Genomic DNA, 16473 nt, shown 5'->3' with positions numbered 1-16473 from the left:
GTTGATGCATTATTCTAAATATTTCCCTGTTGATGTGGTTAATGGTGAAGGTACACGTTGTACGTTATTTGTATCTGGTTGTGTGCATCAATGTAGGGGATGTTATAACCAATCAACTTGGTCTTTAACAGCTGGTCAGTTATTTACTGAGGAGCTTGAACAACAGGTTATTGATGATCTCAATGACCAGCGAATTGTCAAACAAGGGCTGACTTTATCCGGCGGAGATCCATTACATCCGACAAATCTTGAAACAGTATTGAAGTTAGTGAAGCGCGTTAAGCAATCGTGCCATGGAAAAACTATCTGGGTATGGACGGGTTATGTATTAGATGAATTAACTGCTGAACAGCGTTTGATATTACCTTGGATTGATGTGTTGATTGATGGTAAGTATGATCAAGATAAAGCAGATTTATCCTTGAGTTGGCGTGGTAGTTCCAATCAAGTTATCCATTATTTATAGGTAATGGATAACTTGATCTAAGTAGTAACCTTGAACAGCAGTAGAAAAAAGAAGAGCTCAGTGAGCTCTTCTTTTGTTTGATTTAATGAATCTTGTGGTTAATTACTGCAGTTTGAATTTTTTAACAATATCAGTGAGGTGTAAATTTGCATCTGCTAAATTAATGGCTTCGTGATTTACATCGTCACCACTTGTGGCAATACGTTCCACCATTTCGCTTATTTTTACCATATTTTTATTTATCTCATGGGATACGGCACTTTGTTCTTCAGCGGCTGTCGCGATTTGTACATTAATGGCATTTAACTCTTCAACAGATAAACTAATATCATCTAGATCCGTCACCACTAAGTTGATCTGTAAAGAAGTTTCTTCACAACTAGTGCGAGTCGCTTTCATGGTCTGCGTTACCGTATGACCACTGCTGGTGAGTCGATTAATCGTTTGTTGAATCTCAGTGGTACTTTGTTGCGTTCTTAACGCTAGCGCACGTACTTCATCGGCAACTACTGCAAAACCTCGACCATGTTCACCTGCTCGCGCAGCTTCAATGGCTGCGTTTAATGCGAGTAGGTTCGTTTGATCTGCAATTTCACCAATGATGCCAAGTACTTTGGCTATTTCTGATATCTGTAGACCCATTTCGCTAATATTTTTAGAAACATCATCCACACTTTCTACTAACTCAGTCACAGTTTGTGTCGCATTACGCACGACTACTTTTGACTGTTCTGCTTGAGTATTGGTTTTACTAGTAAACTCTACGGCGCCAGAGGTATTTTGAGCTACATCTTGAGAAGTTGCACTCATCTCTTCTAACGCTGTAACTGCTTGCTCTGTTTCAATTTTATGTTGATTAAAGGTCTGTTTATTCTGTTCAGTTAAAGTCTGTAAGCCATCAATACTAGCGTCGATACGCGATGATGCTTTAGCAATATCCAACATCATATGCTGAAGGTTAGCAATGAAGATATTAATGCTCGCTGATATTTGCCCTAGGTCGTCTTCGCTAGTGACAGGTAATCGAGTGGTTAAATCACCATGACCACTAGATAGTGCTTGCACTGTTTGTTTGAGGGCTATGATCGGTCGATATGTGTAGCTAAGTAGTAGATAGATAACTAATGAACCAATACTAATTAAGATAAGTGTGCTAATCAGGCTAGTCTGCAAAGATTGATCAACAACCTGATACACAACCGCTTCATCTAAGGTAATTAACAGGTGCCATTGGTTTGTATCATTGAGCTTGATCGTTTGGAAATAGTTAACCTTATCTTCTCCATTTGAGTGGTATGAAAAAGAGCCTCGTTGTTGGTTTAGTAGTTGATCTTTAAAAGGTGCTAATGCCGGACTATCTGACATATGGCTTTTTCCTGCGATTAAGGTGCGATCTGAGGAGGCCAATACTAAACCTGAATCTGTGTATAGTGTGGCTGTTGCGCCTGAAAACACCGTGTTATCAACCATGCTTTGTAAGCCGTTTAACTCAAGGTCAGCAAGTAGCACGCCTTGGATAACATTGTTTGTATAAAAAGGAGCAGCAATACTGATCATCAGGCGGCCAGTGCTACTTCCTGTGTAGATGTCGGTAATAATAGTACTACCTTGACGTTTTGCTTGTTGATACCAACCGCGTGTGCGTGGGTCATAGCTGGATGTATATTTGCCTTTATTACTATTAAAGGCAACCCCATCAGCATAACCAACAACAATCGCTGAAGCTTGTGTTGATTGTTGTAATAACTTGAGGTTAGTAATGATGTTTTGTTGGTCGCTTCTTGTGGTAAAAAGTGACGCAGTTGAGCCTATGCTTCTATCAATGCTGGCAACGAATTGCTGAATTTTGTCTCCGTTGCTAGATAGGTTTAGCATCGAGTATCGGTCAACGTTATCTATGGTAATGTTAGATTGCTGGGTGTAGGAGATAAACGAGAGCGTTGCAGTGGCAACGGTTAACATAACGATTGCTGCGGAAACAATGCGCCCTTTGAAGTTAAGATACATGTTGGTAACTCTTAATTGGTTGGCTAAATAGGCATTAATGTCAGTGTGATTAATGCGACTGGTTATCTATAATTGATAGATGCTGATTGCGCGAGATAGTAACATTGTTACAAACTGAATTTCTATCCCTAATGAGGTGTTTATTGTGTTATTTTTTTGTTTTAATAAAGGTGTTAACTAAGTGCGAGAGAAAAGACAGGCGTGTATTGGTTTAGGAGATATTAACTTCACTTTTGCTGTGTATATTCAAAATCAACCTAATATGGAACAATGGCAGGGGGTAACAACTGTTGTTCCTTTACAAGAAACTGATATCGAGGCGATAGGCAGAGCTTGTGGTAACGGCTGGCGAAAGGTGTTTAATGTATACGCCAAGGTACTTTATGCTTTGGACAACAATGATTTTCAGTTTTCACAATTAGCGGCAACTTGGCAGGCTTACCGTGACGAGTATTTATTGCAAGAAAATAGCGCTACGGCGTTATTGTTTAGTGCTCCCGCTTTGAACCTTGTTGAAGCTGAAGCAGATAAAAGCAAGCGCACTGTACATATTATCTGCGGTAGGACTTATGCAAAGCAATTATTAAATAGTGAGCAGTTAAATACTGAGCTGTTGTGGTTAGATGAAGAGTTTGCCATTAACTTTGAACAACACATTATTGTTTGTCCCTATTTTGATTATCGCCAGCTATCGAATATAAAGATACAGCGATTAGCCAGGCTATTAAGCCAGCTCTTACAAGGTAAATATAAATAGTGGCGTTGACGTGATAGAGTCCTCGTTATTAACTGTTGCACGTCAAACTGCTTTCTTACAACGTAAACCATTTATTATCTCAGTATTTTAATGATTATATTAAACTTGATAATGATTAATGTTTTATAGGGATATAAATATGACTAACTTATTGGACAATATTGATAAACGAACCAACCTGGTAGGGGAGAATCGTTTAGAATTATTGTTGTTTCACCTTTCTGGCCGCCAACTTTTTGCATTAAATGTGTTTAAGGTAAAAGAGGTGGTGAAATTACCTCATTTCAACAAACTACCTAACTCTCACCCACATATTGATGGGGTAGTGGCAATTCGTGGTGAATCGATTCCAGTGATTAATCTCAAAGCTGCCATTGGTCTACAACCCTTAGTCCCTGATAGTGAATCAAACCTTATTATCACTGAATATAACCGTACTGTGCAGGGATTCTTAGTCGGAAAAGTAGAGCATATTGTGAATATGACTTGGAGTGAGATTATGGAGCCTCCTTCAACTGTGGGCCGTTACCATTATTTAACAGCGATCACTAAGCTCAGAGAAGAGACAAGAGGTGAGTTAACTGGGTTAATTGAAATTATTGACGTTGAAAAAGTACTGGCAGAGATTCTAGATTATAAAGTAGATATATCTGAAGGCGTTGTTGACCCTAATATTTTGTCGGAATTTGCAGGCCAACGTGTTTTACACGTGGATGACTCTTACACTGCGCGTAGACAAGTTGCTAATACTCTAGAGCAACTTGGTGTTGAAGTGATTCCTGCTAAAAATGGTCAGGAAGCATTACAGCTATTAAAAAGTTGGTTAGAGCAAGGTAAAAATATTAAAGATCAAATCTTGATGGTGATCACCGACGCGGAAATGCCGATCATGGATGGTTATAAGTTAACCTCAGAGATTAGAAATGATCCGCGTATGTCGGATCTGTTTGTGGTTTTGAATACCTCATTAAGCGGTGATTTTAATAAAGCAATGGTGGAAAAAGTAGGCTGTAATGAGTTTCTTTCTAAATTTCAGCCGGATCGCTTAGTGGAAGTTGTTCAGACTTGTTTGAAAGCGAAGCTTGACCAATAAACTGAGATAAAAAAGCAATGCACCTAGTGTTTGCACAATATAGGATTAAGCTTTACTCTAATATTGTACAAAGTGATAAGGAGTGACATTGTACTCGCAATCAAAGCCTTGGTTTTTTTGTTAAAAGTTACCTTTTTTCAAATACAAAGCGAATTGCATCTATTTAATCTGATTAGTGTGACATATAAATGACTAGCTTTATGCCTTCCTATATGATTAATATTGAGAAGCTCATAACGTTAATTGAATAGAAAGACTAATTATTTCAACAACCTTAATAATGAAGACTAGACTAAACCATGAGTGATAAAAATTCTCCAAAAACGGGTAACGAATCGGCAACAATTGAGTCGCAACAAACAAAGTTAGTGCCGCCATCTATGTATAACGTGTTGTTACATAATGATGATTATTCGCCGATGGACTTCGTTATTGATGTGTTACAACGTTTTTTTCGATTAGATCATGAAACAGCAACAGAAGTTATGTTGAACGTTCACTATAAAGGGGTTGGTATTTGTGGCACCTTTACTGCTGAAATTGCCGAAACCAAAGTAATGCAAGTCGTTCAGTATGCAAAAGATAATCAACACCCATTGAAATGTACAATGGAAAAAGAGAGTTAACAGTTTTACGATATTATTTACTTACACTCTCATAAGGAGACTCCATGCTAGATAAACCTTTAGAACATAGTCTTGATTTAGCTTTCCGAATCGCTTATGAAAAATATCATGAATTCATGACATTAGAGCATTTGTTATTAGCCTTATTAGAAAATGAAGAAGTAAAGAAGATCCTACAAGCGTGTTCTGTAGATATTGTTTCTTTACATATTGAATTAACGAATTTCTTAGAAACCAATCCAAGCCTGTCTGATGTTAAAAGTGAAAAGCTAGAAGTACAGCCAACTATAGCTTTTGAACGTGTCCTACAGCGCGCTATTTTTCATGTTCAGTCTTCTGGCAAATCAGAAGTTAGCGCTTCTAACGTGCTGGTGGCTATCTTTAGTGAACAAGAGTCTCAGGCTACTTATCTACTTAAAAAATCTAACCTTTCTCGATTAGATGTTGTGAATTACCTATCACATGGCACTGAAAAACACCCTGACAGTATTACCTTCCATGAACCTGAACAGGCCGAACCTGTTGAAGAAGAGAGTCATGAGTTGCCTTTCACCGTTAACCTTAACGAGCAAGTGGTTGCTGGAACTATCGACCCGTTAATTGGCCGAGAGAAAGAGGTAGAGCGTTGTGTGCAAATTCTATGTCGTCGCCGTAAAAACAATCCGTTGTTAGTGGGTGAATCAGGAGTTGGTAAAACCGCTATTGCAGAAGGGTTAGCGTATCAAATTGTACATAACAATGTGCCAGATGTTATCGAAGACCATATTATCTATTCATTAGATATGGGGGCTTTGCTTGCCGGAACAAAATACCGTGGCGAATTTGAGCAACGCTTTAAAGATGTGTTAAAGAAACTGCAGTCTCAAGATAATGCCATCTTATTTATCGATGAAATTCACACTATTATCGGTGCAGGTGCAGCGACAGGTGGGCAACTTGATGCAGCTAACCTATTAAAACCTTTATTAAGTAGTGGCAAACTGCGTTGTATTGGCTCAACGACTTATAAAGAGTTTGGGCAGATCTTCGAGAAAGAACATGCCTTAGCGCGTCGTTTCCAAAAAATCGATGTACTTGAGCCTTCAATTAAAGAAACTGGGCAAATCCTATTAGGGTTACGCACACGTTATGAAGAGCATCATAATATCCGTTATACCAACAAAGCATTGATTGCTGCCGCTGAACTAAGCGCTAAGTATATCAATGACCGTCATTTACCGGATAAAGCGATCGATGTGATTGATGAAGCTGGTTCGCAAATGCGTTTATTACCAGTGAGTAAACGAAAAAAAACCATTGGTGTCACTGAGATTGAAAACATCATTGCTAAAATTGCGCGTATTCCACAAAAATCAGTTTCTAGCTCAGACAAAGATGCATTAGCTAAATTACACCAACGTCTAAAAATGACGGTTTTTGGTCAAGACAGTGCCATTGATGCATTAACCGATGCGATTCATTTAAATCGTTCTGGTTTATCTGACGAGCTAAAACCCATTGGTTCATTCCTATTTGCTGGCCCTACAGGGGTGGGTAAAACTGAGGTAACACAACAGCTAGCGAAAGCACTAGGTATTGAGTTATTACGTTTTGATATGTCTGAGTACATGGAAAAGCATACGGTTTCACGCCTCATTGGTGCTCCTCCTGGCTATGTAGGTTACGAGCAAGCAGGTCTATTGACCGATGCTGTGGTAAAACACCCCTACTCAGTGGTGTTATTGGATGAGATAGAAAAAGCCCATAGTGATGTGTATAACATCCTATTACAAGTAATGGATCACGGGACGTTAACCGATAGCAACGGCCGCAAAGTCGACTTTAGAAATGTTATTTTGGTAATGACAACTAATGCTGGTGTCCAAGAAACCGTGAAACAAAGTATTGGTTTTAAAGAACAAAAAGAGGGCGCTAAAGCGATGGATGAGATCAATAAAGTATTCTCTCCTGAATTTAGAAACCGCTTAGACAACATTATCTGGTTTAATCATTTAGACCTTGATGTGATTAGTCAGGTTGTTGATAAGTTCATCGTGCAACTTCAAGTACAATTGGATAAAAAACAAGTATCCCTTGAAGTGGGCAGTGAGGCTCGCAATTGGTTAGCTGAACATGGTTATGATAAAGCGATGGGCGCTCGACCAATGGGGCGTTTGATTCAAGAGCAATTGAAGAAACCATTAGCTAATGAGATCTTATTTGGTAGCTTACAGGACGGTGGTAGTGTTCGTGTAATATTAAATAGCGACGGCGATGGTATTGAGTTTAATTACGAGAAAAAACTAGAGATGAGTAACTAATTATTTAATTATTTTGTTTCAAGTATAAAAAAACCAGCGTTTAGCTGGTTTTTTTATGGCTAATAAAAGCCTAATTTTGTTACCGGCTTGTATTAACGAGCACGGAAAACAATACGACCTTTTGATAAATCGTAAGGTGTAAGCTGAACTGTCACTTTATCGCCAGTTAGAATACGGATGTAGTTTTTACGCATTTTTCCTGAGATATGTGCAGTAACAACGTGACCGTTTTCTAATTCCACACGGAACATTGTATTAGGCAGCGTATCTAAGATAGTGCCTTGCATTTCAATACTGTCTTCTTTTGCCATTGGCGATGGATCCTTTGTAATAGGTAAGTAGTGCTAATTTCAATCGGCGCATAATGCCAGAATAATTGAGAGTGGTAAAGGATTGTTGTTCATAATTCACACTAAAAAGCTAATCAAAGTCCTTCCACTGCTGGTTTATGAAACGTTGGTGAGGATTAAATTGATTTTTATAATTCATTTTTTGACAATTTTGAATGTAATACCCTAAATACAAAAAATCAATACTATGCTGTTTAGTGAGTGCTAATTGTTGCAGAACCGTATATTTACCTAAAGAAGCATGCGCATAATCAGGATCATAAAAACAATAAAAAGCGCTCCATGCACTAGTTGCTCCATAGTTCAGGGCATCCGTAACACCAACAGAAATTAATTTATCTTGATCATACACTTCAACAAACAGAATCTCTCCCCAAGTACAGGCTACAAAAGAGTCGAACTGTGTTTTTGTAGCCGGGTACATTACACCGTCACGGTGAACTTGGTTAATATAGCGTTCGTATAAAGGGTAATAGTCTACGCTAATAGTCCTTGCTATACGTGTAGTGAAATGTTTGTTTTTATTCAATAAACGTTTTTGGCTCTTGGATAATTTAAACTCTTGGCTAGCGATACGTAATGATTCGCATTGGTTACAGGCAGGGCAGTGTGGACGGTACACTTGTTCACCACTGCGTCGAAAACCTATCGCCATCAATGCAGAATAATGTTGTTTAGCGTTTTCTTCAGGATCCAGCAACATAATTAACTGTTCTTCCTTCTCCGCTAAGTAGGAACATGGAAAAGTAGCGGTCAGGCCTACTTTGAGTTCTGAAGTTTGGGACACAAATTACCTTTATAATTGATAACGTTAGTTAAAAATGAGGGCACATAAACAAACATTAAGGCCAATGACAGTTCAGGGTAATAATATTCACCTTACTTGTCTATCGATGCGTTGGCTTATCTCTTCTAATTGCTGAGTATGGATTATATTTTGATGATATTAGCTGATAAAACAATGCAAATTATTGAGTGAATATTAAAAAGTAAATTAAATGTTAAATTTGTGGAAAAAAAGCTTAGAAATACGGTACCATATGCGTCCCGTCTAATTAAGTTGTACGAATTTAGTTTTCCCTAAGCTAATGTACACCGTCAATAGAGGTAATATGATCGTTCAAAAAACTATCCAAGATAAGTTGGTAGCACGTTTCCAAACGGATTACCTGCAAGTTGTAAATGAAAGTCATAATCATTCTGTTCCACCAAATTCTGAGACTCATTTCAAAGTCACTATTGTTTGTGACGAATTTGAGGGACTGCGTTTAATTATGCGACATCGTTTAATTAATGAATTGCTTGCTGAAGAAATTGCTGGCCCTGTCCATGCTTTAGCTTTACATACTTACACACCTACTCAATGGGCTGAAAAAAATCAGTTATCACCTGAATCAGCAAAATGTTTAGGCGGTGGAAAGTAATACCAATGCGATTGGTATAAGCAAGAAATATCAACAAGAGACGCTCTGAACGAAAAATTAATTAATCACAATTTAAAATGTGAACGCTTTTTGCAAACTTTGTTTTCTTTTTTATTTAAATTTGAACTAACTGCAGTAAGCTTTTTGATTTGATATAGCATTTAACCCCTCTCTAATGTTAATATTTCACCGAATTTTTTAGTGTACATGTTAATCAATTGTTAACTTCAATTTTTTGCGTGTAATGTTTTATCGCCGAAAGGCATTTAACTTTTTCCTCCCGTAACATAGTGCAAGAGAATATGATTACTATAAAAAAAGGACTGGACCTCCCGATTTCAGGAGCGCCAGAGCAAGTCATTCAAAATGGCCCTGCCATTTCTGAAGTTGCTATACTGGGTGAAGAATATGTTGGAATGCGCCCGTCAATGGCTGTTAAAGTCGGAGACGTGGTGAAAAAAGGACAAACTTTATTTTCTGATAAGAAAAATGAAGGTGTACTTTTTACCGCTCCAGCATCTGGTGTAGTTAAAGAAATCAACCGTGGTGCTAAACGTGTGCTGCAATCTGTAGTTATTTCAATACAAGGCAATGAGAATGTGCAATTTGCTAAGTATGAAAGCCAACAACTAGCTAGCATTGAGCGTAGTAAAGTTGTTGAGAACTTGGTTGCATCAGGTGCTTGGACTGCATTACGCACTCGCCCATTTAGTAAAGTACCAGCTATTGATGCGCAGCCTGCTTCTATTTTCGTTACTGCAATGGATACTAATCCATTAGCGGCTGACGCAAGCCTTATCATTAATGATAACCAGCAAGCCTTCACTGACGGTTTAGCTATTTTATCTCAGCTAACTGAAGGTAAAGTGTACGTTTGTAAAGACCAAGCGACACTGCCAACTTCTGATGTTGCTAGCGTTGAAGAAAAAGTATTTACCGGCGTTCATCCAGCTGGATTAGCGGGAACGCATATACATTTCATTGACCCAGTATCTGCTACTAAGCAAGTTTGGTCAATTAACTACCAAGATGTGATCGCATTCGGTAAGTTGTTTGTATCGGGTGAAATTTACAGTGAAAAAGTGATCTCTTTAGCGGGTCCTGCTGTAACAAAACCACGTTTAGTGCGTACGGTTCTAGGTGCTTCTACTACTCAATTAACTGCTGACCAACTTGTTACTGGTCAAGTACGTGTTATTTCGGGTTCTGTGTTATGTGGTGTTACTGCTACAGGTCCACATGCTTACTTAGGTCGTTACCATAATCAAGTATCTGCATTGATTGAAGGTTATGAGAAAGAGTTATTTGGTTGGGGTGCTCCTGGTTTAAATAAACACTCAGTTTCTCGTGCGTTCTTATCTGCGTTAAATAGTGCTAAGAAGTTTGCGTTCACTACAACTACTGGTGGTAGTAAGCGTGCGATGGTGCCAATCGGTCAATATGAGCGTGTTATGCCATTAGATATCTTACCGACTGTGTTATTACGCGATTTAATAGTGGGTGATACAGATGGTGCGCAAACGTTAGGTTGCTTAGAATTAGACGAAGAAGATTTGGCTTTATGTACTTACGCTTGTCCGGGTAAATACGAATACGGTTCAATCTTGCGTGATTGTCTAGGTAAAATTGAGAAGGAAGGCTAATAATGAGTCTTAAGAACTTAATTGAAAAAATGGAACCGCACTTCGAAGCAGGAGGCCGTTATGAAAAATGGTACGCTCTGTATGAAGCTGCAGCGACATTTTTCTATACTCCTGGTTATGTGACCAAAGGTATTACGCACGTTCGTGACAGTATTGACCTTAAACGCATGATGATTTTTGTTTGGTTAGCAACGTTCCCAGCGATGTTTTACGGTATGTATAACACGGGGGTACAAGCTAACGATGCAATCGTAGCTGGTTATTCAGCACTTGAAGATTGGCGCGTTGCTTTGTTAAATACATTTGGTGTGACCTTAGGGTCTGGGGCTAGTGTATTTGATAACTTCTTATTCGGCGCTGCTTACTTCTTACCTATCTACGCAGTGACGTTTGTTGTTGGTGGTTTCTGGGAAGTATTATTTGCAAGTGTACGTAAACATGAAGTTAATGAAGGTTTCTTCGTTTCTTCTGTACTGTTTGCATTAATCGTTCCGGCGACAATTCCACTTTGGCAAGTTGCACTAGGTATTACCTTTGGTGTTGTCGTTGCTAAAGAGATCTTCGGTGGTACTGGTCGTAACTTCTTAAACCCAGCATTAGCAGGTCGTGCTTTCCTATTCTTTGCTTACCCAACAGATATCTCTGGTGATGCTGTTTGGACTGCAGTAGATGGTTTCTCTGGTGCGACTTCACTAAGTGTGATGTCTCAAGGTGGTTTAGATGCTGTTCACGCTCAATTAACTTGGGTAGATGCTTTCCTAGGTAACATGCAAGGTAGTATCGGTGAAGTATCGACATTAGCGATTCTGATCGGTGGTGCTTTCATTGTAATTACCGGTATTGCGTCATGGCGTATTATTGCAGGTGTGATGATCGGTATGATTGCAACATCATTACTATTTAATGTGATTGGTAGTGATACTAACCATATGTTCCAATTACCTTGGTATTGGCATTTAGTAATGGGTGGCTTTGCATTTGGTATGATCTTCATGGCAACTGATCCCGTATCGGCTTCATTCACTAATAAAGGTAAATGGTACTACGGTATTTTGATTGGTTTGATGGTGGTGTTGATTCGTGTTGTAAATCCTGCTTTCCCAGAAGGTATGATGTTAGCAATTCTATTCGCTAACTTATTTGCACCGTTATTCGATTACTTCGTCGTTCAAGGTAACATCAAACGGAGGCTAGCTCGTAATGTCTAACCAACAAGAAACATTTGGCAAAACGATGATTGTCGTACTGGCAGTCTGTCTAGTATGTTCAATTATTGTAGCAGGCGCAGCCGTTGGCTTACGCCCTCTACAAATCGAAAATAAAGCGATTGATAAGCAAAATAAAATTCTTGATGTTGCTGGTTTAACAACTGATAAAACAGTGTCTGAAATCTTTAATTCAAACATTGAAACTAAGTTAGTTGATTTAGCAACGGGTGAGTTTGTTTCATCAGAAGACCCAATCACTTATGACCAACGTAAAGCAGCTAAAGATCCTGAAACGAGCATTAAGCTTAGTGCAGAGGATAATATTGCTAAAATTGGTCGTCGTGCAAACTTAGCAACAGTTTACCTAGTGTCTAACGACCAAGGCGAATTACAACGTATCATCTTACCTGTACACGGTGCTGGTTTATGGTCAACGATGTATGCCTTTGTTGCGATACAACCTGATGGTAATACTATTGAAGCGATTACTTATTACGAGCAAGGTGAAACACCTGGACTAGGTGGTGAAGTTCAAAACCCACGTTGGACTAACTTGTTTAAAGGTAAAGAGTTGTACGATGAGAACGGTGACCCTGCAATTGAAATCGTTAAAGGCCAAGCACCTGCTGGTTCTAAACATAAAATTGATGGTTTATCAGGCGCAACACTAACTAGTGTTGGGGTTGAGCATACCTTTACTTTCTGGTTAGGTGAGCAAGGTTTTGGTCCATTTCTTAGCAAAGTTCGTGAAGGAGCGCTAAACAATGGCTAAATCAACTGAATTAAAAGAAGTACTTACTTCCCCGGTTGTAAGTAATAACCCGATTGCATTGCAAATCCTTGGTGTTTGTTCTGCACTTGCGGTAACAGCAACACTGCAAACTGCTGTGGTAATGACCTTAGCGGTATTGTTTGTAACTGCTTTCTCTAACTTGTTCATTTCGATGATTCGTAACTACATTCCAAACAGTGTACGTATCATTGTTCAAATGGCGATTATCGCATCATTGGTAATCGTTGTTGACCAAGTATTAAGAGCCTATGCATACGGACTGTCTACACAGTTATCGGTTTATGTTGGTCTTATTATTACTAACTGTATCGTTATGGGACGTGCGGAAGCATTTGCGATGAAAAATGCGCCATTCCCAAGCTTTATGGATGGTATTGGTAATGGTTTAGGTTACGGCTTAATCCTTGTTTTAGTTGGTGGTTTCCGTGAGTTATTCGGTTCAGGTGCTTTATTTGGATTCGAAATCTTACCGTTAATCTCTAATGGTGGTTGGTACCAAAGTAATGGTCTATTGCTATTACCTCCTAGTGCTTTCTTTATTATTGGTGGCATTATCTGGGCTATTCGCGTGATTAAACCAGAACAAGTTGAGCCAAAGGAGTAATTTGAATGGAACATTATCTTAGTTTATTTGTGCGTTCTATTTTCATGGAAAATATGGCACTGGCTTTCTTCTTAGGCATGTGTACTTTCCTTGCTGTATCTAAGAAAGTAAAAACGTCAATCGGTCTAGGTATTGCGGTAATCGTGGTGTTAGGTATTTCAGTACCTGTTAACCAAGTTATCTACTTTAACCTACTGGCACCTGGTGCGCTTGGTTGGGCTGGTTTCCCTGATGCTGACTTAAGCTTTTTAGGCTTTATCACTTTCATTGGTGTTATTGCAGCGTTAGTACAAATCTTGGAAATGATTTTAGATAAATACTTTCCAGCGTTATACCAAGCACTGGGTATCTTCCTACCACTTATTACTGTTAACTGTGCCATCTTCGGTGGTGTATCGTTCATGGTTCAACGTGAATACAACTTATTAGAGTCTGTTGTTTACGGTGTAGGTAGTGGTGTTGGTTGGACATTAGCAATCGTTGCATTAGCGGGTATCCGTGAAAAAATGAAATACTCTGACGTACCAGATGGTTTACGTGGCTTAGGTATTACATTTGTAACGGCTGGATTAATGGCATTAGGTTTTATGTCGTTCTCTGGTATCCAGCTGTAGTTGTTACTGTTGTAGCTTAGATGAATTCGAGGGAATTTATTCCCTCCCAAAACAAGGAAAAAGTCGATGGAAATCTTTCTCGGCGTTGCCATGTTTACAATTATCGTTTTAGCTCTAGTCGTTATTATTTTATCGGCAAAAGCAAAACTTGTAAGCACGGGTGATATTACAATTTCTATTAATGATGATGCAGATAAAAGCATCAAAACCCAAGCGGGTGGTAAGTTATTGGGCGCATTAGCAAATGCTGGTGTATTCGTTTCTTCAGCTTGTGGTGGTGGTGGTACTTGTGGCCAGTGTCGTGTGAAAATCAAATCAGGTGGTGGTGATATCCTACCAACAGAGCTTGACCACATTACTAAACGTGAAGCTAAAGAAGGCGAGCGTTTATCATGTCAGGTGAATGTTAAAGAAGACATGGATATCGAACTACCAGAAGAGATCTTTGGTGTTAAGAAGTGGGAATGTACTGTTATCTCTAATGATAACCAAGCTACCTTCATCAAAGAGTTTAAACTGCAAATTCCTGATGGTGAATCTGTACCGTTTAAAGCCGGTGGTTACATTCAAATTGAAGCACCTGCACATCATGTTAAATATAAAGATTTTGATATCGATGAAGAGTACCGCGGTGATTGGGAACATTTCAAATTCTTTGAGCTAGAATCAAAAGTAGATGATGAAACTATCCGTGCATACTCAATGGCTAACTACCCTGGTGAAGAAGGCATCATCATGTTGAACGTGCGTATCGCTACGCCACCGCCACGTGATCTGTCATTACCTTGTGGTAAAATGTCATCATATATCTTTAGCTTGAAAGCGGGCGATAAAGTAACAATCTCTGGTCCATTCGGTGAATTCTTTGCGAAAGAAACTGAAAATGAGATGGTCTTTGTTGGTGGTGGTGCTGGTATGGCGCCAATGCGTTCTCATATCTTCGACCAATTCCGTCGTTTGAAAACTAAGCGTAAAGCTAGTTTCTGGTACGGAGCGCGTTCTAAGCGTGAAATGTTCTACGTAGAAGATTTTGATGCTATTGCTGCTGAAAATGACAACTTTGAATGGCATGTTGCACTAAGTGATCCACAACCTGAAGATAATTGGGATGGTTACACAGGCTTTATTCATAACGTGTTATATGAAAACTACCTTAAAGACCATGAAGCTCCTGAAGATTGTGAGTTTTACATGTGTGGTCCACCAGTGATGAATGCAGCGGTTATTGCTATGCTTAAAGATTTAGGCGTAGAAGACGAAAACATCTTACTTGATGATTTCGGCGGCTAACCCCGATGATTAACGCATCAATCAAATGGCTAGCCTTAATAGGGCTAGCCTTTTTTATTTCGTCGTGCACTAAACCTGAACCTGCATTATTAAAAATTCAGGGGCAAACCATGGGGACTTATTATCAAGTTACTTATGTTTTATCGAGTGAACAAACATCTAACAAACAACTACTAAGTAATGCATTAAAAGAGTTAATTGATCAACAACTAGAGTTAGTTAACGATCAAATGTCGACTTATCGACCTAATTCTGAATTGTCTTTATTTAATAAAAGCGAATCCACAGAGGAAGTATCAGACGCTACCATCAAAGTGGTTTCTGAAGCTCTTAAAATTTATCAGCAAAGTGGAGGTGCTTTTGATGTGACAGTGGGACCCTTGGTTAATTTATGGGGCTTTGGTCCAGATAAAAAACCGAATAAGATCCCTGACGCTGAATTGATTGAAAAAACTAAGCAAAGTATTGGTAGCCAATATTTATCCATTGATGGTAACAAGCTTATTAAGAGCAAACCCGATTTGTATGTCGACTTATCATCAATTGCTAAAGGGTATGGTGTTGATGCAGTTGCTGAGTTTATGGAGACAAAAGGAATCAATAACTACTTAGTTGATATTGGTGGCGAGTTAAGAGCCAGTGGCACTAAACTAAACCAACAACCGTGGACATTGGCTATTGAACGTCCTGGTGCAGGCCAAGATGTACAACGCCTATTACATATTGGTGATAGTGCGATTGCAACTTCAGGTGATTATCGTAATTACTTTGAAGCAGATGGCATACGTTATTCCCATACGATTGATCCAAAAACTGGTCGTCCTATCAATCATAAGTTAGTATCTGTTACTGTGATTGATGAAAGTAGTATGGTTGCAGATGGATTAGCTACTGCAATTACTGTACTAGGACCTGAAGACGGCTTGGAATTTGCAACTAAATTAAAACAGCCTGTTTTTTTATTGACCAAGCAGGGGGATGGATTTATAGAATCCTTTACTCCTGAGTTTGAACAATACCTTGTAGAGGAAAAATAATGATCTATTTTATTGCTACCTTTGTTGTTTTCTTATTAGTTATCGTTGCAATGGCAATTGGTTATATTGTTAACCAAAAAACCATTGGAGGTAGCTGCGGTGGACTTGCATCTGTAGGTATCGACAAAGAGTGCGACTGCCCAGATCCTTGTGATACCCGTAAGAAGAAGGAAGCAGAAGAACTTAGATTAAAGAAATTACAAGCTGAAACTCGTATTATTTAAGTTTGAATTTATTTCTTTTATTACCAAAGGTAAGCCT

The 16473-nt window shown here is 38.9% G+C and carries 17 protein-coding genes; 14 read left to right on the top strand and 3 right to left on the bottom strand.

What is annotated here, in order from left to right; genetic code table 11:
* The first annotated feature begins 4 nt into the window (after positions 1-4).
* Positions 5-466 (top strand): anaerobic ribonucleoside-triphosphate reductase-activating protein, encoded by a 462-nt coding sequence (gene nrdG, locus DS885_RS14690; protein WP_113820168.1) that lies wholly within the window; start codon positions 5-7, stop codon positions 464-466.
* A 102-nt stretch (positions 467-568) separates the two neighbouring features.
* On the opposite strand, the gene DS885_RS14685 is transcribed toward nrdG, so the two are convergent.
* On the bottom strand, positions 569-2473 hold the full coding sequence (locus DS885_RS14685; RefSeq protein ID WP_113820167.1) for a methyl-accepting chemotaxis protein: 1905 nt from the start codon (positions 2471-2473) through the stop codon (positions 569-571).
* 181 nt (positions 2474-2654) lie between these two features.
* Here DS885_RS14685 and DS885_RS14680 point away from each other — a divergent pair, with 181 nt between their 5' ends.
* The 4 genes from DS885_RS14680 (at position 2655) to clpA (ending at position 7249) form a co-directional block, all read left to right on the top strand.
* The gene (locus DS885_RS14680; RefSeq protein WP_258546921.1) at positions 2655-3230 is read left to right on the top strand and encodes a DUF6942 family protein; all 576 of its coding nucleotides are present in this window, start codon (positions 2655-2657) and stop codon (positions 3228-3230) included.
* Positions 3231-3369: 139 nt separating this feature from the next.
* Entirely contained in the window at positions 3370-4323 is a 954-nt protein-coding gene (locus DS885_RS14675; RefSeq protein ID WP_113820166.1) for a chemotaxis protein CheV, read from the top strand.
* 299 nt (positions 4324-4622) lie between these two features.
* Positions 4623-4949 (top strand): ATP-dependent Clp protease adapter ClpS, encoded by a 327-nt coding sequence (gene clpS, locus DS885_RS14670; protein WP_113820165.1) that lies wholly within the window; start codon positions 4623-4625, stop codon positions 4947-4949.
* Between the two features lie 44 nt (positions 4950-4993).
* Positions 4994-7249, top strand: coding sequence for an ATP-dependent Clp protease ATP-binding subunit ClpA (gene clpA / locus DS885_RS14665; protein WP_113820164.1), 2256 nt, complete (start codon positions 4994-4996; stop codon positions 7247-7249).
* Positions 7250-7341: 92 nt separating this feature from the next.
* Here the strand turns inward: clpA and infA are convergent, their stop codons facing one another.
* Positions 7342-7560, bottom strand: a complete 219-nt coding sequence (infA, locus tag DS885_RS14660; RefSeq protein WP_007419779.1) for a translation initiation factor IF-1 — start codon at positions 7558-7560, stop codon at positions 7342-7344.
* 109 nt (positions 7561-7669) lie between these two features.
* A complete protein-coding gene (locus tag DS885_RS14655) occupies positions 7670-8386 on the bottom strand; it encodes an arginyltransferase (RefSeq protein ID WP_113820163.1) in 717 nt (238 codons plus the stop codon).
* A 325-nt stretch (positions 8387-8711) separates the two neighbouring features.
* Between DS885_RS14655 and DS885_RS14650 the strand changes: the two genes are divergently transcribed.
* From DS885_RS14650 to nqrM, 9 genes are all read left to right on the top strand, one after another.
* On the top strand, positions 8712-9023 hold the full coding sequence (locus DS885_RS14650; protein WP_181817777.1) for a BolA family protein: 312 nt from the start codon (positions 8712-8714) through the stop codon (positions 9021-9023).
* 302 nt (positions 9024-9325) lie between these two features.
* Positions 9326-10666, top strand: coding sequence for a Na(+)-translocating NADH-quinone reductase subunit A (locus DS885_RS14645; RefSeq protein ID WP_113820162.1), 1341 nt, complete (start codon positions 9326-9328; stop codon positions 10664-10666).
* Between the two features lie 2 nt (positions 10667-10668).
* Positions 10669-11874, top strand: coding sequence for an NADH:ubiquinone reductase (Na(+)-transporting) subunit B (locus DS885_RS14640; RefSeq protein WP_113820161.1), 1206 nt, complete (start codon positions 10669-10671; stop codon positions 11872-11874).
* Positions 11867-12646: a Na(+)-translocating NADH-quinone reductase subunit C gene (locus DS885_RS14635; RefSeq protein WP_113820160.1), complete on the top strand. Its 780-nt coding sequence runs from the start codon at positions 11867-11869 to the stop codon at positions 12644-12646. The genes DS885_RS14640 and DS885_RS14635 overlap by 8 nt, the downstream gene beginning before the upstream one ends.
* Positions 12639-13271, top strand: coding sequence for an NADH:ubiquinone reductase (Na(+)-transporting) subunit D (locus DS885_RS14630; protein ID WP_113820159.1), 633 nt, complete (start codon positions 12639-12641; stop codon positions 13269-13271). Before DS885_RS14635 ends, DS885_RS14630 begins: the two co-directional genes overlap by 8 nt.
* A gap of 5 nt (positions 13272-13276) precedes the next feature.
* On the top strand, positions 13277-13885 hold the full coding sequence (gene nqrE, locus DS885_RS14625) for an NADH:ubiquinone reductase (Na(+)-transporting) subunit E (RefSeq protein WP_113820158.1): 609 nt from the start codon (positions 13277-13279) through the stop codon (positions 13883-13885).
* A gap of 66 nt (positions 13886-13951) precedes the next feature.
* Complete coding sequence (gene nqrF / locus DS885_RS14620; RefSeq protein WP_113820157.1) at positions 13952-15175, top strand: NADH:ubiquinone reductase (Na(+)-transporting) subunit F; 1224 nt, start codon at positions 13952-13954, stop codon at positions 15173-15175.
* 5 nt (positions 15176-15180) lie between these two features.
* Positions 15181-16212: an FAD:protein FMN transferase gene (locus DS885_RS14615; protein WP_113820156.1), complete on the top strand. Its 1032-nt coding sequence runs from the start codon at positions 15181-15183 to the stop codon at positions 16210-16212.
* Positions 16212-16436 carry a (Na+)-NQR maturation NqrM gene (gene nqrM, locus DS885_RS14610; RefSeq protein WP_113820155.1) on the top strand — a complete coding sequence of 75 codons (225 nt, stop codon included), beginning with the start codon at positions 16212-16214 and terminating at the stop codon, positions 16434-16436. Before DS885_RS14615 ends, nqrM begins: the two co-directional genes overlap by 1 nt.
* Positions 16437-16473: the final 37 nt, after the last annotated feature.

It is taken from the genome of Psychromonas sp. B3M02 (assembly GCF_003318165.1).
Classification (GTDB): domain Bacteria; phylum Pseudomonadota; class Gammaproteobacteria; order Enterobacterales; family Psychromonadaceae; genus Psychromonas.
The sequence above is the reverse complement of the archived record's forward strand: the minus strand, read 5'-3'. Positions and strand labels throughout refer to the sequence as shown.